The organism is Methylobacterium nodulans ORS 2060, from assembly GCF_000022085.1.
GTDB lineage: Bacteria > Pseudomonadota > Alphaproteobacteria > Rhizobiales > Beijerinckiaceae > Methylobacterium > Methylobacterium nodulans.
In genome coordinates this window covers 4,000,860-4,018,939 of sequence record NC_011894.1, presented here as the reverse complement: position 1 = coordinate 4,018,939, position 18,080 = coordinate 4,000,860, and the positions used below count along the sequence as shown (strand labels likewise).

Annotated in this window: 17 protein-coding genes and 7 pseudogenes; 11 read left to right on the top strand and 13 right to left on the bottom strand. The window is 67.3% G+C overall.

Translation table 11 applies throughout. The features are described from left to right. Positions 1–35: 35 nt before the first annotated feature. The 5 genes and pseudogenes from MNOD_RS18630 (at position 36) to MNOD_RS18615 (ending at position 3,004) form a co-directional block, all read left to right on the top strand. A complete protein-coding gene (locus MNOD_RS18630) occupies positions 36–374 on the top strand; it encodes a hypothetical protein (RefSeq protein WP_015930486.1) in 339 nt (112 codons plus the stop codon). 354 nt (positions 375–728) lie between these two features. Next, a complete protein-coding gene (locus MNOD_RS18625) occupies positions 729–1,184 on the top strand; it encodes a LexA family protein (RefSeq protein WP_015930485.1) in 456 nt (151 codons plus the stop codon). Continuing rightward, positions 1,181–2,475 (top strand): annotated as a pseudogene (locus MNOD_RS18620) (Y-family DNA polymerase). Before MNOD_RS18625 ends, MNOD_RS18620 begins: the two are co-directional and overlap by 4 nt. Positions 2,476–2,531: 56 nt before the next feature. Continuing rightward, positions 2,532–2,641 (top strand): annotated as a pseudogene (locus MNOD_RS46835) (IS6 family transposase); the annotation flags it as partial. Between the two features lie 168 nt (positions 2,642–2,809). Further along, the gene (locus MNOD_RS18615) at positions 2,810–3,004 is read left to right on the top strand and encodes a hypothetical protein (protein ID WP_043749008.1); all 195 of its coding nucleotides are present in this window, start codon (positions 2,810–2,812) and stop codon (positions 3,002–3,004) included. A 945-nt stretch (positions 3,005–3,949) separates the two neighbouring features. Here MNOD_RS18615 and MNOD_RS18610 read toward each other — a convergent pair. Continuing rightward, complete coding sequence (locus MNOD_RS18610; protein WP_015930483.1) at positions 3,950–5,110, bottom strand: IS110-like element ISMno25 family transposase; 1,161 nt, start codon at positions 5,108–5,110, stop codon at positions 3,950–3,952. Positions 5,111–5,362: 252 nt separating this feature from the next. After that, positions 5,363–6,373, bottom strand: a pseudogene (locus tag MNOD_RS18605) (IS110 family RNA-guided transposase). Here MNOD_RS18605 and MNOD_RS18600 point away from each other — a divergent pair. Further along, positions 6,302–6,838 carry an NAD(P)H-dependent oxidoreductase gene (locus tag MNOD_RS18600; RefSeq protein ID WP_425277480.1) on the top strand — a complete coding sequence of 179 codons (537 nt, stop codon included), beginning with the start codon at positions 6,302–6,304 and terminating at the stop codon, positions 6,836–6,838. The pseudogene MNOD_RS18605 and the gene MNOD_RS18600 overlap by 72 nt on opposite strands. A 24-nt stretch (positions 6,839–6,862) precedes the next feature. On the opposite strand, the gene rpoN is transcribed toward MNOD_RS18600, so the two are convergent. The 4 genes and pseudogenes from rpoN to MNOD_RS18580 form a co-directional block, all read right to left on the bottom strand. Continuing rightward, on the bottom strand, positions 6,863–8,374 hold the full coding sequence (gene rpoN / locus MNOD_RS18595; RefSeq protein ID WP_015930482.1) for an RNA polymerase factor sigma-54: 1,512 nt from the start codon (positions 8,372–8,374) through the stop codon (positions 6,863–6,865). Positions 8,375–8,715: 341 nt separating this feature from the next. Continuing rightward, positions 8,716–9,083: pseudogene (locus MNOD_RS43570) on the bottom strand (IS481 family transposase); the annotation flags it as partial. A gap of 176 nt (positions 9,084–9,259) precedes the next feature. Beyond that, positions 9,260–9,583: a thioredoxin gene (gene trxA / locus MNOD_RS18585; protein ID WP_015930481.1), complete on the bottom strand. Its 324-nt coding sequence runs from the start codon at positions 9,581–9,583 to the stop codon at positions 9,260–9,262. A gap of 238 nt (positions 9,584–9,821) precedes the next feature. Next, a pseudogene (locus tag MNOD_RS18580) lies at positions 9,822–10,575 on the bottom strand (IS6 family transposase). 536 nt (positions 10,576–11,111) lie between these two features. Here MNOD_RS18580 and MNOD_RS18575 point away from each other — a divergent pair. Next, complete coding sequence (locus MNOD_RS18575; RefSeq protein WP_341874465.1) at positions 11,112–12,146, top strand: hypothetical protein; 1,035 nt, start codon at positions 11,112–11,114, stop codon at positions 12,144–12,146. 148 nt (positions 12,147–12,294) lie between these two features. Further along, positions 12,295–13,194, top strand: a complete 900-nt coding sequence (locus tag MNOD_RS18570) for a dihydrodipicolinate synthase family protein (protein WP_015930479.1) — start codon at positions 12,295–12,297, stop codon at positions 13,192–13,194. A gap of 406 nt (positions 13,195–13,600) precedes the next feature. Here the strand turns inward: MNOD_RS18570 and MNOD_RS43565 are convergent. Next, positions 13,601–13,816: pseudogene (locus MNOD_RS43565) on the bottom strand (IS3 family transposase); the annotation flags it as partial. Positions 13,817–13,923: 107 nt separating this feature from the next. On the opposite strand from MNOD_RS43565, the gene MNOD_RS18565 reads away from it, so the two are divergent. Next, positions 13,924–14,283, top strand: a complete 360-nt coding sequence (locus tag MNOD_RS18565; protein ID WP_015930478.1) for a DUF4113 domain-containing protein — start codon at positions 13,924–13,926, stop codon at positions 14,281–14,283. 25 nt (positions 14,284–14,308) lie between these two features. Here the strand turns inward: MNOD_RS18565 and MNOD_RS18560 are convergent, their stop codons facing one another. After that, on the bottom strand, positions 14,309–14,560 hold the full coding sequence (locus MNOD_RS18560; protein WP_015930477.1) for a hypothetical protein: 252 nt from the start codon (positions 14,558–14,560) through the stop codon (positions 14,309–14,311). 88 nt (positions 14,561–14,648) lie between these two features. Here MNOD_RS18560 and MNOD_RS50680 point away from each other — a divergent pair. Continuing rightward, positions 14,649–14,750 (top strand): annotated as a pseudogene (locus MNOD_RS50680) (IS6 family transposase); the annotation flags it as partial. 89 nt (positions 14,751–14,839) lie between these two features. Here the strand turns inward: MNOD_RS50680 and MNOD_RS18555 are convergent. Then, entirely contained in the window at positions 14,840–15,496 is a 657-nt protein-coding gene (locus MNOD_RS18555; protein ID WP_244424531.1) for a Crp/Fnr family transcriptional regulator, read from the bottom strand. Positions 15,497–15,924: 428 nt separating this feature from the next. Here MNOD_RS18555 and MNOD_RS18550 point away from each other — a divergent pair, with 428 nt between their 5' ends. After that, positions 15,925–16,293: a hypothetical protein gene (locus MNOD_RS18550; RefSeq protein WP_015930475.1), complete on the top strand. Its 369-nt coding sequence runs from the start codon at positions 15,925–15,927 to the stop codon at positions 16,291–16,293. 579 nt (positions 16,294–16,872) lie between these two features. On the opposite strand, the gene MNOD_RS18545 is transcribed toward MNOD_RS18550, so the two are convergent. The 4 genes from MNOD_RS18545 to MNOD_RS18530 are packed head-to-tail and all read right to left on the bottom strand — an operon-like array spanning position 16,873 to position 18,080. Beyond that, complete coding sequence (locus tag MNOD_RS18545; RefSeq protein WP_015930474.1) at positions 16,873–17,061, bottom strand: hypothetical protein; 189 nt, start codon at positions 17,059–17,061, stop codon at positions 16,873–16,875. Then, positions 17,061–17,309 (bottom strand): hypothetical protein, encoded by a 249-nt coding sequence (locus MNOD_RS18540; protein WP_015930473.1) that lies wholly within the window; start codon positions 17,307–17,309, stop codon positions 17,061–17,063. Before MNOD_RS18540 ends, MNOD_RS18545 begins: the two co-directional genes overlap by 1 nt. 37 nt (positions 17,310–17,346) lie before the next feature. Next, the gene (locus MNOD_RS18535; RefSeq protein ID WP_015930472.1) at positions 17,347–17,604 is read right to left on the bottom strand and encodes a hypothetical protein; all 258 of its coding nucleotides are present in this window, start codon (positions 17,602–17,604) and stop codon (positions 17,347–17,349) included. A 35-nt stretch (positions 17,605–17,639) separates the two neighbouring features. Continuing rightward, positions 17,640–18,080 (bottom strand): very short patch repair endonuclease, encoded by a 441-nt coding sequence (locus MNOD_RS18530; RefSeq protein ID WP_015930471.1) that lies wholly within the window; start codon positions 18,078–18,080, stop codon positions 17,640–17,642.

Genomic DNA, 18,080 nt, shown 5'->3' with positions numbered 1-18,080 from the left:
TTCCAAGGCTTCGACTTCCACGGGGGCGAACCACCGTGAGCGCCCCGCACGATCGTCGCGCATTCCTGCACGGCTTGGTGAGCCTCCCGCTGATCGGGGGCAGCATCACCCTCATCGGCAACCCAACCGGCGTGGCCGAGCCTGCTTCGGACTTCCTCCTCGAGCAGGACAGCACCTGGGTCGAGGGGGAGCGCCTTCGGATCGCGGAGGCGCGCCACGACACACGGGCGATCAGCGATCTCTTTGGCCCGGCCTACGAGTGGCAGCTCCGGGGGTGCGAGGCAGCGCCCGAGGAGGTGCGTGCCCGCGTGGCGACCCGCGCAGCCGTGGTGCTGAGTGCGGTCGGGTGCGACTGGCATGGAGGCCGGACATAAGCCCCCTCGCCTCTCTCCTGCACCTCTGGCGCCTCAAGCGCATCCAGTGGGCCATAACGGCGCTCCGGCGCCGCCTGGAGGCCTACGAGAAGGCGTACGGGCGGGGGGCTGCGCCTGCCCGGCGAGCAGGGCTGACAAGCAGAGCCTTGGTTCGCCTTCGCCTGGCCGCCGCTCATGCGCGGCCGGGCTTTCGTCGTTTCTTCTCGCCGTTTCAAGCCTCCTCATCCGACCACAGCACGTCCCGCCCTCCGTCACGGGCTACCCCCACTCTCCACGACGCCAACGCCGTTACCTTGACCCCGGAACCGCCAGCCTCTTTGTTCTCTTTTCGTTCTAGTGGGGCGGAGGGCGGACGTGAGGCTCTACTGGGTCGGCGAGCAGGCAGCAGACTGGAGTGGGCTGGTGCGCATCCCGTTCATGCGCACCACCCTCTGCGCCGGCTTCCCGTCCCCGGCCGAGGATTTCATTGAAGGCGCCCTCGAACTCCCGCGCTGGCTCGCGCCCAACCCGGCCGCGACCTTCATCTGGCGCGTGCGTAGCTGGTGCATGAAGGGCGCGGGCATCCATGACCAGGATCTGGCGGTGGTCGACCGCTCCCTCCACCCCGGCCCGGGCGCCGTCGTCGTTGCGGTCGCGAACGGCGAGATGAGCCTCAAGCGCCTCGTGCTCGACGGCAACCGCCTCGCACTCACCTTCGACAACCCCGAGATGCCCGCCTTCGGCCTCGAGGACCTGGAGGAGTGTCAGATCTGGGGCGTGCTGCTGTTCTCGGTGCGCTGGCACCACGTCCGGCCGAGCCCCGTGCGATGAGCCGCGCCCTCGCCCTGATCGACGGCAACTCCTTCTATTGCTCGTGCGAACGGGTGTTCGACCCGCGCCTTACGGGCGTGCCGGTGATCGTGCTGAGCAATAACGACGGCTGCGCCATTGCCCGCACCAGCGAGGCCAAGGCGCTCGGCATCAAGATGGGCGAGCCGTATTTCAAGCTCCGCGACCTGTGCCGCCGTGAGAAGGTGCGGGTATTCAGTAGCAACTACGCGCTCTACGGCGACATGTCGGCGAGGGCCAATGCCGTCTACCGGATCTTCGCGCCCGACGTGGAGGTTTACTCGATCGACGAGAGCTTCCTTGACCTCTCGGACGCGCACGAGCGAGAGAGGCTCGAACTCGCCCGCGACCTGCGCTCGACTGTGCGGCGCTGGACGGGCCTGCCCACCTGCGTCGGGATCGGGCCGACCAAGACGCTGGCCAAGCTGGCCAACCACATCGCCAAGAGCATCCCCGAGCTAGGGGGCGTGTGCGATCTCTCGGACGAGGACGAGCGCGCCGCTTGGCTCGTCGGCACCCAGTCGGCGAGGTGTGGGGCATCGGCCGCGCCTCGCTCGCCAAGCTCGAGGAGATGGGCATCGATACAGTCGCGGATCTGCGCGACCTCGACCCGCGCCCGGCCCGCCAGGCGCTCACGGTGGTCGGCGAGCGCATCATCCACAAACTCCGTGGCCGCGCCTGCCGCTGGAGATCGTGCCGGCTCGCCGCAAGGGCTGCGCGGTCACCCGCAGCTTCGCAAGCCGGGTCACCGAGCGAGGCGTGCTCGACCAGGCGCTCGCGGCGCATGCCACTCGCCTCGGCGAGAAGCTGCGCCGGGACGGGCTCGCCACCACCCAGCTCACCGTCTTTTACCACGCGAGCGAGCACGACCGGGGCGATCCGATGCGCTCGGTCTCAACGGTGGTGCACCTGCCGGAGGCGACGAATGACAGCCTTGCGCTGATCAGGGCCACCCGGCTTGGGGTGGAGCGCACTTGGCGCGAGCCGACGGGCGCGCCCTGGCGCTACAGCAAGGGCCGGCGTGATCACGACCGACCTCGTGCCACTGGCGGAGAGCCCGCGGGCCCTCTTCGGGGCGCTCGAGCGGGAGCGGTCGGGAGCACTGATGGCGGCGATGGATGCCTGCAACCGGCGTTTCGGACGCAGCACCGTGGTGCCGGCGCGGGCGAGGCTCGAGAGGAAGCGGACCTGGGCGACAAAGTTCGAGATGCGCATGCCGCGCTACACGACCCGGCTCGATGAGCTACCGGTGGTCAATGCCGTGCCGGTGTGAGCGCGCGTGTCGCGGGTCAGGACGGCCTCGCAGGTTCGCACTGCGGAGAAACATCTGCTGCACGGTGGCTGCGCAAGGGCTTCAGGTTCTCGGGTCCGTGGACTGTGCGCGAGCAGAACTGCTCCTCGCCTCCTGCTTCGGGCTTCCCGTCGCGAACAAAGCGTGAAAGCGGGACAGCTGAGCCCCTTCTGTGTCCCGGCTCCGAGTTTGCGACACGCCCATTTATGGCCGTGCGGAGCCGGCCAGCCGCATTCTCGCCCCAGTGATGACCATGGTTCGCCGAGCTTGGCCGTTCCGGCGGCCTAGCCGCAACGACAACAAGGGGAATACCAGAGTGCCTCACACCATCGCGGAGCGCCGCCGCCAGCTAGAAGCCCGGCTTGAGGAGTACGAACAGGCGCAGGCGGAAATCCGCAGCTCTGCCGGTCTGGGCGCCAACAGTCGGGCCCTCCAACTCCAGCATGCCCGTCTGATCGCTCAGGCGCGCAGTGAACTAGCATCGCTCGACGACGAGCAGGCGGAAGCTTAGGCCGAGCATACCGACCCCACGTAGCCGGTAGGCCTGGGATCGCGTGGGTGGTCGTGAGAAATGCTCCGTCCATACGGAGAGCTTCATGGACTTATTGTAGCAGGTCCATGAAGCGAAGTGATCTATTGTGGTGCAATCGAGAACAGTAATGCCGACGTTCATCGTAGCCCAGATTCACCCCCTATTCCGAGCGTCGGAATAAGCATAGATTCAAACCACTCCTGACGTCATGCGATCTGATCCTGGGAGCGGGCGGGGAGAGCAGCGTCGGGGGCCTGTCGCAACCTTTTTTCAGCGGCCAACCACGCCTGTGAGCGTCGAAATTTCCGCAGCTTGAAGTAGCCTTCCGAGCACGTAAGCGCGCAGAGTACAACCCAGAGCTAGAACTGACGGCGCGCGCTCATGGCTCCCCTGCGGGGCCTGTCGCAACCTTTTTTCAGCGACCAACCACGCGCCTGAGCGTTGAAATTTCCGCACCTTGTCGTCGCATTTCGGGAGCTCAAGCAGGCGAAATACAAGCCTAAGTGAGAGCTGACGGCGCTCTCTCATAGCCTGCGGGCGAGCCGAAAAAAAGTTTGCGACATGTGTGGACGGCCCCTGCGGTGCAAGTGGAAAGGGATGCTGCCCGGTCGGGGTGCAGTCATGTGTCCGGCCTCACATGAGGGCGCAGTCGTCAAGCTACCTCATGGCGGGTTCCTCCAGAACTTTGCGGGGCACAGGGGAATTGTTGTCCAAGATGGAGCTCTCTTCAGCGCAGGGCTTCCCTGCAAACCTCACATCCGGCGGGACATGTCCCACCACTGTCCCGCATCCGGGACGGGAGAGCTCCAGGAGGGTGGCGCCACTATTTGACGGCGTTCGTGCGCCAAGCCGGACAACGGCGACGCCCTCTTGGATCCTGAGGGCCGAGCCGACCGACGGCTCATACCCGATCTTCGCAGGCGATCAGGACGCGGGCTTCAGGACCGCACCCTCCGGCAGAACGCCCTGGGTGGCGAACCGCCACAGAGCGATGAGGAGCCTGCGCGCCAGGGCCACCACCATCACCTTGCGGCCACGCGCGCCTGCACCGCTGACGCGCGTACGGAACCAGTTCACCGGGGCGGAGCCGGGCTGATAGCGTTGCCAGAGCCAAGCGAGTTCGACCATGACGGTCCGCAGCCGCCGGTTCCCGGCCTTCCCGATGCCCTGCTCGCGCACCGTCCCGCCGCTGCTGTAGGGGGTCGCGGCCAAGCCTGCGTAAGCGCCGAGCGCTTTGGCGTTGGCGAACACGCGCACGAACGCCTCGCGCACCAGGATGGTAGCGCTCTGCACACCGATGCCGCGCAACGTGCTCAGTTGCTGGATCATCGCGCCGGCCCTGTCCGGCGCCTCCTGGTCGAGGACGGCGTCGCGCTCCCGCTCCAGGGCCGTGATCTGCGCGCACACCAGATCCAGGCGGTCGAGCAGGCGTCCGATCTTGGCGCGGGCATGCGCCGGCAGCGGCGTCCCGAGCGCGGTGCGCAGCGCATCGAGCCGCTCGCGCCGGTTCCGCAGCAAGGGGTTGTAGTCGCGCACGCCCAACGTCGCCAGCACGGCACCAATGCGGTTCACCAGGGCGACCCGCTCGGTCACGAGCTCCGTCCGCTCGCGCACGCACCGTCGGGCGTCCTCGTCGGCCTCGCTCGGGACGGGCACCATCGAGCACACGCGTGGCTCACCGCGCAGCCAGGCAAGCAGCGTTCGCAGCAGCAGTTCGGCATCGATCCCGTCGGACTTGGCGCGCCGCGCCCGGCGATCCACCGGCACGCTCGCGGGCTGGACGACATGCGTCTCAATCCCGCGCATGCCCAGCCAGCGCGCCAGCCAGAAGCCCGACCAGCCAGCCTCGTAGATCGCGATCACGCGTTCGACGTCGCGTCCTGCCGCGCGGGCTCGCTCGCGATAACCTTCGATGGCCGCCAACAGGGCCTCGGGAGCCGGCGCGACGCTGCGCTTGGCCTTCAGGCGTGGCAAGCCAGGGATCTGAGCGGCCAAGACCCAACTCACGTTGCTCAACTCGATTGCGAGGACGAGCGTGCGCTCGTAATCAGGCGTCGGAGACGATGAGCTGGGCATCTGCGTCATAGCGAGGATCCTCAAGGTCGTGCACCGGAGACCAGACTAACCGTCTCGCGCCGCCCTCATGGGATCTGTCGACGCGGCGCTCATGGCCGCTGGCCCTGATGAAGTCCGCGATCGAGGTCCCCCTCAAGCCAGCGCGCTGTGACGCGCATGTCGCAAAGCGGGCTCCCCTCAATCCCGGCTCGACCGGTTCGTCATCCCCTCTCAGCAGCTTGCCCCCCGTCGCCGGCGAGAGAGCCGGCAGGCGGGATCTCGTCAGACGGCGGGCGCTCTGTAGACGTCGCCGCGCGTCATCACCGCCCAGGCAATCCGGGCGGTCTTGTTGGCCAAGGCGACGGACACGAGCCGCGCGGGCTTGCGCTCCAAGAGCCGCTTGGCCCAGGCGCGCCCGGGGTTGTCTTGGCGCGCCACTCGGATCACGGCCGTGGCCCCGAGCAGCCGGCGGATCGTTCCGTCGCCCTGCTTGCTGATGCCCCCGAGCCGATCCTTGCCGCCGCGGCGATGGGCTCGCGGCGTGAGGCCGAGCCAGGCTGCGAACTCCCGGCCGGACCGGAAGAGGGTGGGGTCGGGCCCGGCCGCCGCGATCGCGCTGGCGGTGATCGGGCCGATGCCGGGGATGGTCAGCAGACGGCGGCTCGCAGCGTCGCTGCGGCACCAGGCGACGATCTCGGTCTCGGCGCTTCTCAGCTGCTCGGCGACCTCCTCGCTCTGGCCGATGAGGCGGCGGATCGCCGATCAGGCCAACTCCGGCAGGCTGGCCTGATCGGTCCTGAACTGCGCGATGGCGCTCTTCACGCCGGCGGGCCCCTGCGCCGCCACGATCCCGAACTCGGCCAGATGCCCCCGCAAGGCGTTGATCAGCAGGGTGCGCTGCCGGACGAGCAGATCGCGCCCCTTGTGCAGCATGAGCACGGCCTGCTGATCGACGGTCTTGACGGCGACACAGCGCATGGTCGGGCGGCGCACGGCTTCTGTGATGGCCTCGGCATCGGCAGCATCGGATTTGCCACGCTTGACGTACGGCTTTACGGAGGCTGGCGGCATGAGCCTCACGATATGCCCGAGCTTAATCAGTTGGCGAGCCCAGTCGTGTGCCGGTCCACAAGCCTCCATGCCGACCAGGCCAGGTGAAAGCTTGGCAAAGAAAGGCAGGACCTCGGCTCGACGCAAAGGTCGGCGCACGATGACCTCGCCTTGAGCGTCGATGCCGTGGACCTGGAAGACGGTCTTCGCCAGATCGAGGCCGATGGTGCTGACCTGTGCCATGGACGGCTCCTGATGATGAGAACCAGCGGCCTCATCCTGGCACAGCGATGCCGTGAGCAGGGGCCGTCCACCCCATCAGGCCCGGCCATCGAGGGGGCGGACGGGCTGATCGTCGGCTCGCCGGTCTACAAGGGCTCCTATTCGGGCCTGTTCAAGCACGTCATCGACTTCCTGGCGCCCGAGGCGCTGGCCGGCAAGCCGGTGGCGATCGCCGCGACGGGCGGCGGCGCCCGCCACGCGCTGATGGTGGAGCATCAGCTGCGCCCGCTCTTCGGCTTCTTCACCGCCCATGTGGCGCCGACCGCGGTCTATGCGGGCGAGGCGGAGATCCAGGACGGGGTGGTGACGGATCCGGGGGTCGCCGCCCGCGTGGTGGCCGCGGCGACGGAACTCGCGCATCTGCTCGACACCGCCGAGGCGGCCCGGCGCGCCCGCACGCAGCCCCCGACGGCGGCGGCGCTGTAGAGGTTGCCACGCTGCGGCCAACCCTCACCGCACCGCCCTCGCCGCCCGCTCGCGGCGGCGCTCGATCGAGGAGGGGATGCGCAGCGACTCGCGGTACTTCGCCACCGTGCGGCGGGCGATGTCGACGCCCTCGCCGCGCAGGCGCTGCATGAGCGCGTCGTCCGACAGCACGTCGTCCGCCTCCGCATCGATCAGCTGCTTGATGCGGTGGCGCACGGCCTCCGAGGTATGGGCCGCCGCGCCCGCCGCGCCCGGAATCGCCTCAGGGAAAAAATACTTCATCTCGAAGGTGCCGCGGCTCGTGCCGATCGACTTGTTCGAGGTCGCGCGCGAGACCGTCGATTCGTGCATGCCGATCGCGTCGGCCACCGTCTTCAGGTTGAGCGGGCGCAGATGCGCCAGGCCGTTGCGGAAGAACCCGTCCTGCTGGCGCACGATCTCGCTCGCCACCTTCAGGATGGTGCGGGCGCGCTGCTCCAGGCTGCGGGTGAGCCAGGTGGCGGTCTGGAGGCAATCCGACAGGAAGGCCTTGTCGGTGTCGCTCTTCGCGCCGCGGGAGACGGTCGCATAGTAGCTCTGGTTGACGAGGACGCGCGGCAACGCCTCGCTGTTGAGCTCCACGAGCCAGGACCCGTCCGGGGCCGGCCGCACGAAGACGTCGGGCACCAGCACCTCGACCGGACCGGCGCCGAAGGCCCGGCCGGGCTCGGGATCGAGCTGGCGCAGCTCCGCCAGCATCTCGGCGAGATCCTCGTCGTCGACCCCGCAGAGGCGGCGCAGGGCCGCGAGGTCGCGCTTCGCCACGAGGTCGAGCCGGGAGACCAGCGCCTGCATGGCGGGATCGAGTCGATCGCGCTCCTTCAGCTGAATGCTGAGGCACTCGGCGAGATCGCGGGCGCAGACGCCGGACGGGTCGAAGCCCTGCACCAGGCTCAGCACGCGCGCGACCACCTCCGTGCGGACGCCGAGCTGCTCGGCGAGTTCCGCGAGGTCCTCGCGCAGGTAGCCGGCCTCGTCGACGGCATCGATCAGGAAGCCGCCGATCAGGCGCTCCATGGGATCGCGGGTCGCGAGGTCGAGCTGGGGCGCGAGATGCTCGCGCAGGGTGGATTCGCTGGTGAGCGTCGCCTCGAAATCCGGCGCCTCGTCATCCTCGCCATCGAAGCTGCCGCCCGTGTTGCCCCAGGGCGCCGGGGTGAGGGAGAGGCTGTCGCCGCCCGGCGCCTCGCGGGCGGCCGGGCCGTCGTCGGGGAAGACGTTGTCCAGACAGGTGTCGAGGTCGCTCTCGATCTCGCCGCGGCTCAGGTCGAGATCCTGGGCGAGCCGGGGCTCGGCCGCCTCGCCGTCGAACCCGCCTTCGCCGTCGAAGCTCTCGGCCTCCGCGCGCTCCAGGAGAGGATTGCGCTCCAGCTCCGCATCCACATAGGCCGCGAGATCGAGATGGGAGAGCTGCAGGAGCTTGATCGCCTGCAGGAGCTGCGGCGTCATCACCAGGCCTTGGCCCTGGCGCATTTCGAGCCGTTGCAACGATTTCATCAGCCTGCTCCGGTGTTCCGCCCCGGCTGCCGCCCGGGCCTGGTGGCGACATCGCTCCCGATGTCACCGCCGTCGGCGACCTCCGCCGCTGCCGAACCTCTGCGCAACCGATGTGCCAAATGCTTCTGAATACCTTTATCCTTCTGAATACCTGTTGCTATTGAGCTCAGTACGTTAATTGAACCGCCGGTGATTGGCGGGAACTTCACTCAGCTGTCGGGAATCTGACAATGTCCGACAGCCATGTAATTGGGGAAAGCGCGTCGCCGTTCGCGCCCGTCATCAGCGAGGCGCGGGATGGGCTTGTCGCCAACGCAAACGCGCTGCCGTTCACGGGTCGGGATGTCCGGTCCCGGCATGTGGTGTGACGGATCGAGCCTGAAGCGTTCGGGCGCTGTCGTCCAAGCCTGGCAGATGAACTCCTAGGGTGTGAGGCCGCGCAGCGTCTTGAGCCGACGGCCATTGTTGTCGACGTCCACGAACAGCTGCAGGGGGTGGCGCAGCTGATGGTGCGGTTCATGCGCTCAACTCGACCGTTCCTCCCTGGGCAGCGCGGCTTGGTCAGGCGGTGCTCGACCGTGTTCTGCTCGCAGGCCCAGTCGACGGGATGCCAGCGGTCGAGGCGCGGCTCGGTGCGCTCGGCCCAAGAGGCTGCCGCTGTGGCCTCGGCTTGCTCGTTGACCGGCGTGCTGTCGACGAACTGGATGCCGTAGCCCATCGGGACGATGGCTCGACGGTTCTGGGGCGGCGCGCGGAGCCCTGCGGAGGGCAGCGCGCCGCCCTGGGCGGGCATGGCCGATCAGCAGGTCGCTAGGGCGACGGCGTTGCAAGCCTCACCCCGGAGATCGACCGACCATGACCACCCTGCTCGGACGAAGCGCCCGGTCAGGCGCTCGCGGACTGGATCCAGCGCAACAGGGCGCCCTTCGACAAGGCCCCGAACTTCTGGCTCACGAGCTTGCCGTCCTTGAAGATCATCAGGGTCGGAACCCCGGCGATCCCGTACTCCGAGACAATGCCCGGATTCTCGTCCACGTTGAGCTTGGCGATCTTGACGCGGCCCTGCATCTCGCTCGAGATCTCTTCCAGCGCCGGGCTGATCGCCTGACAAGAGACGCACCCCTCGGCCCAGAAAACGACGACGACGGGCTCGGAAGCCTCCAGGACGTCCTGCTTGAAACTCGCGTCGGTTACCATCACGGTAGGCATCGTAAAACACTCCGACGCGGCGCCATCCGCCGCTGCCGGGTCTTTCCGCAAGCGATGTGCCGAATGCTTCTGAATACCTTTATCCTTCTGAATACCTGTTGCTATTGAGCTCAGTCCGTTAATGGAACCGCGGGTGATTGGCGGGAACTTCACTCAGCTGTCGGGAATCTGACAATGTCCGACAGGGCTTGTCGCAAACTCGGGACCGGAACGCAGAGGGGGCTCTGCCGTCCCGCTTTCACGCTGTGTTCGCAACGGGAAGCCCGAAGCAGGAGGCCAGCAGCTGGTTCTGCTCCCGCACGGTCCACGCGCCTGAGAACCCGAAGCCCTTGCGCCACCACAGCATGGCCTCAAAGCCCTGGATCGTGCGCCGTGCCGCGGTGAACGACTGGAACCCGCCGACCCGCGGCATCGGCCTCTTCACCCGGAAGTGGTCGCTCTCGATCCCCTGCTGCAGGGGCTTGGTGACGTGGTGGATCGGTGCCCGGGGCAGCAGGCCCTCCTTGCGGCTCTCAGCGATGCCCGGCGGGTCGGAACCAGCTCCGTCCGTGCCGATGCGGTCGGGCGCGAGCAGCGGCTCGGCCGCGAGCATCTTGCGAAAGAAGCGCTTGGCCGCATCCAGGTCGCGATGGGCGGTGAGCAGGACGTCGACCGCCTCGCCGGGCATGTCGATGGCCCGGTCCAGGGAGCGCCACTGACCCCGGACCCGGATCTAGTTTCATCCACGCGCCCGGAGCCGCAGTGCGGCTTGCGGAACCGGCGTAGACGGCGCTCGATCGCCGGCGCGTAGGCGAGGACCCACCCGGTTGAGGGTGGAGTGGTCGACGGTCAGGCCCCTCTCCAGGAGGCATCTCCTCGAGATCGCGGTCGCTGAGGGCGTCGCGCAGGGACCAGGAGACCGCCTGCACGATCAGGGTGGCCTCGACGTGCCGGCCCTTGAAGGCGCCGCGGGCCTGTCTCTTCAGCTTGAGGGCGAGGGCATTCAGGATCATGGGCCGGCTCCAAGACGGAGGCGGCAAGCTCGGTCGGTATGGCTAACGCCCCATGAACACCGGCGCGTTCCGCGGCCTCTACGCGGCGGGCGCGGACATCCTCGTGACCTCCGCGCCTTGAGGGGCCGCTCCGGCCGACGTGAAGGTCGTGATCGAGGCCGTGCAGGCCGAGCGACCTGCCGGGGGCTTCACCCGACACGGCGCGCTGCGTCGCAGCTGGCGCGGCCCTTGCTGGTGAGGTTTCGCCTCGGCCGTGCGGGCGCGGCCCTCGCCATACCCCATCGCGACGACAAGCTCGGCTGAGCCCTCTGCCCGCCCCTCCGCTCGGCCGTTGCCGCAGCCGCACGCCAATGACCTCACGCGAAAGTCGAGGTCACCGCCCTCCTGCCCCGCTGCTGTCGGACATTGTCAGATTCCCGACAGCTGAGTGAAGTTTCCGCCAATCACCGGCGGTTCCACTAACGGACTGATCTCAATAGCAAAACTGCTCCAGAAGCATTTGGCACCTCGCTTGCGCAGAGATCCGGCAGCGGCGGATGTCGCCGACGGCGGTGACATCGGGAGCGATGTCGCCATCAACCAAGCGGGGTTTGACCATGACTGGTCTGCGCCAAATCGAGTTTCGCGGCCGTTGCGTTGATCACCAGATGAACGCGCCTTCAGCAATTGCGCGACATTCTGATAAGATCAAGCCAATGGCTGACAACCTCGCGGCAATCGGAGTTTTCACGCTCCCGACATGCTCGAGAGTTGAGTTCTACAGTGAGGAGAACGCACTCGTAAACATCCCGAGCGAGGTATTCGCCGGCTTTGACTTCAGGCCCATTGAAGGTGCGGCCGCCATTATGCAGCGAATCGCTGAGATTGCATCCGGCGTTCGTTCCCGGATCCTCGGCGAGAGGAACATCATCCAGCAGCTCGAGGGCGCTTACAAACGTCTTGACCCAAACCTTCCGATCGCCCGGATCGCACGGCAGGGGATTGATTTTGGTCTGACCGCACGCAAGATATATCAGTTCAACGCACCGCCCATCTACGATCAGTTCGTCCGATACATCATGGCTGATCGATGTCAGAATGGCGAGCTTCCCGACCACCTTTACCTGCTTGGATCAAGCAACCTGAGTTACGACCTGATCGAGAGCGGTGTGGAAGAGCATTTCCGTTCCACGACAATCGTGACGCGGGACCCGAAGAGCGCTCGCAAACGTCTCCACCGCGAGACTGACAAAAAAGTCGAGGTCATACACCAGAAAGAATTTGGGCACGCACGCGAACCACAGTCGCTCGTCGTGATCGCAACCTCCAATCTCACCGATCAAGACAAAGCCGATCTTCAGAATGCGCTTCTGCGGCTGGAGCCGCGCACGGTAGTGGACCTGACGGCAAATCCAGTGATGGCGGCAGCCCTAGCCGGGAAGCTCAACTACGTGAACATGTACGGCGAAGAGTTCCGCCGGTTAATCGACCAGAACAATGAGCAGCTGGCTCCAAAGGTGCCGCTCGTGCGTTCCGATATCGAGGCGGCACTCCGGACAGCGCAACTCGATCTTTCCGCGAAGGCACCGTAACCCCAAAGCGGCACACCCCCTGTCGGGCGCCAACCCGCGGCTCGCGGCCTTCGTCGGCCGCTCCACGGAACAGGCCCGCCGTCTCGGTCCCCTCGCGGCCGCGGCGGGCGCACCCTCGACCACATCTGCCACACAAGGACGGTAACCCATGGCCTATTCAGACTGGGGCGGCATCTTCCCGGTTCTCGTCACCCCCTTCGGAGCCGATGGCTCCATCAACGAGATCCGGTACAAGGCGCTCATCGACGACGCGATCGCCAATGGCGCGCAGGGCGTGGTGGCCGCCGGCAGCACCGGCGAGTTCTATGCCCTCACCAAGGCCGAACGCGCGCGCCTGTTCAAGCTGACCGTTGACCACGCGGCGCGCCGCGTGCCCGTGCTGGCCGGTGTCGCCGACCTCCGGGTAGAGGATGTCCTGGAAGCGTGCCAGTCCGCGGTCGCGGCGGGCTGCGCGGGCGGCCTGATCCTGCCGCCGATCTACGCCATGCCGAGCCCGCGTGAGGTCGTGGCCTTCTTCGCGCACATCTCGCGCAACACCCCGCTGCCGCTGATGCTCTACAACAGCCCGCGCCGGGCGAAAATCGAGCTCACCCCGGCGCTGGTGGAGCAGCTCTCCGCGCTGCGGACCGTGGTTGCCATCAAGGACAGCTCCGGCGACATCACCCAGGTGAGCGAGCTCGTGCAGCGCGTGGGTGACAACCTCCGCGTCTTCGTCGGCTACGAGACCATGATCGTTCCCGCCCGGGCCGTGGGCGCCCATGGGGTCATCGCCATGGCGCACCAGATCGCCGGCCCCTTGATCCGCGCCTACTGGGACAAGGCGCTCAGCGGGGACAAGGCCCTGGAGGACCTCGGTCGCGATGTCTGCGCCTTGTATCGCTGCTTCCAGTCCGGGTCCTATTACGCGGCCATCAAGGAGACCATGAGCCAGCTTGGGCGCGACGCCGGCGGCCCGCGCCTGCCGCTGCTGCCGCTGGCAGACGAACAAAAGGCCGCCATCGCCAAGATCATTGCCGATGCCGGCCTCGCCCGGTGGGCCAAGGCCTGAGGGGAGGGGTCCCCATGCGTTCTAACCTCGACCCGGAGGACCCGCTCCCAGCGGGCTTCCGACTGACTGGCGTCTGAGTGCACCTTCCACTGTCCAAGGAATGAAACATGTACACGAAACTGGCTCTCCTCATCGGCGGCGAATGGATCGAAGAAATCGAGGCGGGAGCGAAGTTATTCTCAATCCCGCCACGGAAGAGTCCCTCGGCACGCTGCTCCACGCCGGCACAGCAGAGCGTGACCGCGCACTCAGGCCAAGCCGGGCGGGGCCAAGCCCGGGCACGAGGGCCACACCCTGGCTCTGTCCGACAACCCCGATCTGCCGGCTGAGGTGATCCGCGCGCACGAGCAGATCGACCTGCCGCCGGTGAACCGCCCCAGGTTTCCCGGAGGCTGTTTGGTTTGGGTCAAGCGGCCAAGGCTGGTACCTCGGCCTGGGCATCGTAGCGCGCTTCTGCCACAGCGGAAGGCACGCGGCCGATCGGTGCGAGCAGCCGGCGGGTGGTGAACCAGGCGACCCATTCCAGAGTGGCAGACTCGACCGCTTCGAAGCTCCGCCACGGGCCTCGACGATGGATGACCTCGGCCTTGAACAGGCCGTTGATCGTCTCGGCCAGTGCGTTGATGCTCCTCTAATCGTCAGGTGGGATTTGTAACGGCTGCGGCAGGCCGGAGATGGCCACAGAGGTGGGTGTAGACCTCGCGCGCGACGAACCGCTTCAGACCGCGGATGATCTCCCGCTTCGTCAGGCCCTCGGTCAAGCGCCTCTGCATGGAGGCCAGCGTCGGCGAGTGGCTGCGCAGGCGGAGGATCACGACCGACCTCGTGCGGCTGGCCGAGAGCCCGCGGGCGCTATTTGGCTCACTGGACCGGGAGCGCGGCGGCGCGTTGATGGCGGCGATGGATGCCTGCAACCGGCGTTTCGGGCGCGGCACCGTGGTGCCGGCGCGGGCGGGCCTGGAGGCGAAGCGGAGGTGGGCGACCAAGTTCGAGCTGCGCACGCCGCGCTATACGACGCGGCTCGCCGAGGTGCCGGTCGTGACAGCGATGGCGGCTCCCAGACCCGAGATCCGCCCCTCCTCGTCGTAGGTGCGGCGCGGGCTGCGGCGGCCCATCAATGAGCGACGCCGTAGAAGATGATGCGTTGGAGAGCCTCCTCGAAGTCGGGGTGCGTTCCCTCAATGGGCACGTAGAGGCCCTTCGCCCAGCGCTCGGCGGTGAACCACTCCCGCATCGGTTCGCCCAGCTCGGCCGCTTGCCAGCGCCGCACGCGGCCGATCACGTCCTCTCGGCCGCGGTAGACCTGCTTCACGCGGGTGTGGCCATCGACGGCGGGGAGCCACACGTCGTCGAAATAGATCGGCATCGGCAAGCCTCACGGTCGCATCGACCCAGCATACCTCATGCCGGCCGCGCCGGTAGGCTCGCACTGCGGAGAAACTTCTCCCGCACGGTGGCTTCGTAAGGGCTATGGGTTCGCCGGCCCACGGACCGTGCGCGAGCAGAACTGCTCCTCGCCTCCTGCTTCGGGGCCCCCCGTCGCGAACAAAGCGTGAAAGCGGGGACGGGTAGCCCCTTCTGCGACCCGGTCTCGAGTTTGCTACAAGCCCTGATCCGCTACCTCGCCAGCCTGGAGCGGTGAGGCTCATGCCGCCGCGAGATCCTCCAAGCGCCTCGGGTTCAGCACCTGGATGCCATTCCGCACAACGAGAATCACCTTGTCGCCGGCGAGCTTTGAGAAGGTGCGGCTCACCGTCTCCAGCGTGAGGCCGAGATAGTCGGCGATGTCCTGGCGCGTCATCGGCAGGTGCAGCATCACGGTGCTGCGTCCGAGGTGTCCGAGGCGCTTGCGCAGGCCGAGCAGGAAGGCCGCGACCTTTTCCTCGGCGGTGCGGCGACCGAGGAGCACCATGTGATCCTGCGCTAGGGTGAGTTCGTGCGTCGCGGCCTCGTGCAGGCGCCGCAGCAGGTGAGGCATCCGGTCAACGAGCCCCGAGAAGGCGGAGCGCCCGAAGCGGCAGGCCGCCACCGGCTCGACCGCGTCCGCCGAGAAGGCGTAGTGCTCCGAGAGCGACAGTCCGATAAAGTCACCGGGCAGCAGGAAGCGGACGATCTGGCACCGCCCGTCTGGCAGCAGCCGGTAGAGCCGGGCCGTGCCCTCGGTGATGGTGTAGACGGCGTCCGCTGGATCGCCCTGCATCAGCATCGTCGTCTTGCCGGCGAAAACCGCGTTCTCGGCGAGGGCTTCGAGGCGGTCGAGTTCGGAGCGGTCGAGGGCGGCGCAGACGCTGACGCTGCGCACGCGGCAGACTGAGCAGCGCCCTTGTGGGCAGTGGGTCGGATCCCGGCTTTCCGGTAGCATGGGTCGCTCCCGCTATTCGCATTATCACCCAGCAGCTGCTTGTCGTAGAGCGGCTGCGCGCAGGTGGTCACGAGACGCAGGAAGCCGAACGTCTCTCACCATGATGAAGGGGACGCTCGCCACCTTCCGCGAGCACCACCGGCAGGCCATGGAGATGATCGAGCAGATCGACGCCGGTCTCGCTTAGGGCGCATCGCCTAGCCCGCTGTCATGTCCTTTGTCAAAGGATATGCCCATGCGGATGTCCCGTGGAGCCCGACCGGCATCATCCGCAAGGGTTGTCTTTGGTCGCCAGCCGGCCATCAACCTGCCAAGCGTCGCCGCCAGGGGCGATGCGGAGGCGGCTCGGGCGGGCGTGTCGCGGCTGCATGCCAGCGGTCGCGGTCTCTCTTGGCCATGTCGAGGGCTGCCTGGAGGGCATCGAGCTGGACCTTGAACACGTCCCCTTCGACGGCAACGGTGTCGCGATCGGCAGCTCGGTTCAGCGCGGCCTCAAGCTGTCCTTCCAGGCGCTCGATGTGCCGCGTGAGCACCCCGACAACGGGGAGGACGTCGGGGGTGTCGTCGGGCTGGACGTCCTGATGGACGACGGCGGCCTTGTCGGGTGTCAGCCGCTCGACGGGGACGGCGATGAGGGTGCGGCCGTCGTTCCCCGGCTTCCTGGGCCACCGTCGGCGAGCCACGAGGGGCGGGCGCTGTCCGGCGCGATCCCGAGTGCCGCGGCCAACTCGTCGTAGGTCACCCAGCGGGTTTCATCGCCTATGACGTCATGCCCGACGCCCATCCAGATGGCCGCCCGGACGTCAGCGGTGACGTCGAGCATGACCGTGAGCGGGTGATGGTTAAGGCTTTGCTAACGGATCGAGCACCAGCGTGGGCTGGGCCGTGTTGCCAGACTCGCTGCGGCGGTCCGCCATGGCCAGCGGAGCCGCATCTCCGGCGCCCAGGAGATCGGAGGACGAGTAGAGCCTGAAACGCAAGAACCCGCCGGTGAGGGCGGGTCCAAGGTCCCGATGCAAGGCACCGGAAGATCGATGTAGCGATCTGATCCTCCTTCAGCCCGCCCCCCTGTCAACATGCGATTTGCGCGAATGCAAACGCATGCGCGAACGCCGGCTTGGGCGGGGCTTGTCGCAAACGCGAACGGGCCCGCGTTCACCAGCCGTTAGGCATACCCGCCCAGCTTGCCGCTCCGCTCCGGAGCCGGCCCAAGATCCTCACCGCCCTCGCCCTCAAGCTGAAGAGCCCGGCGCCCAGCACACAGTCTTGAGCTTACCTTCAGCCCTCCCAGTCCCGTAGTGGCGGGCTTCCTCGTCTCAGCGCTCCTCATCCGACCACGGCGCGTCCCGCCCGACCACCTTGTGGTGCGCTGGCAGCGAACTGCTCCACCCGTGGCAGGAGATCACCGCGGTTCGGTCGGCCTCTGCCCGGAGCATGTCGATCGTCGGTGGCAGGATCTCCCGGCCGTTCTCGTCGTAGGCGCGGCGCGGGCTGCGGCGGCTCATCAATGAGCGACGCCGTAGAAAACGACCCGCTGCAAGGCCTCCTCGAAGTCGGGCTGCTTGCCCTCGATCTGCACGAGCAGGCTGCCTTCACATCGTTCGGCCGTGTACCACTCTCGGGTCAGTTCGCCCGGCTCACTCACCTGCCACCGCCGCACCCGGCCGATTAGGACTTCGTCCCGATAGACGCGCTTCACACGAGTTTCGTCGCTCAGAAAGGCGTGCCATTCGTCGTCGAGGTAGATCGGCATGGGGCGGCCCCTTGCGCTTGGATCGCCCCATCGTACCTCAGCTGGCCCGCGCCAGCAGGATCGCGGTTCGCTCCGCATTGCGCCGCTGCGCCTCGGGCGCATTCTCCCGTGCGAGCACTTCGCGGACATAGGGGTGGCCCAGCACGACCGCGGTGAGGTCGAGAGCGACACCCTCCGTGATCAGCCGCATGCCGGGCGTCGGGTCGTTCAGGTAGTCGCGGACGGCCGCGTCGAGCTGCTCGTCCGTGACGTGCTTGAGCTTGTACAGCTCGCCGATGGTGGGAGTGTCGGGCATGGCGTGAGGCTAACAGCGACGCTTCTGGCACGCCATCAATTCGGCGCGGCTGGCTTGGCTCCGCCGGGTGGTCCGAGGAAGGCGGTGAGCCGCTCGGCGACCGCGGCGCCGTCCCGCGTCTCGCACTCCCAGATCACAAGCACGTCCCAACCGGCGTCGCGCAGCAGGCGCTCGTTGCGGGCGTCGCGTTCAACGTTGCGCGAGAACTTCGCTTCCCAGAAGTCGCTATGCGTGCCGGGCGTCGAAGCCTTCCTGCAACCAGGATGGCGGTGCCAGAAGCAGCCATGCACGAAGACGACCTTACGCCTCGTAGGAAAAACGAGATCGGGCATTCCCGGTAGGTCGCGGCGATGGAGTCTGAAGCGGAATCCCAGGCTATGAGCGAGCTTCCGCACCTTGAGCTCCGGCGTGGTGTTCTTTCCCTTTACCGCCGCCATGAGGCGCGACCGCGCCTCCGGCGTGAGGCGATCCACCAT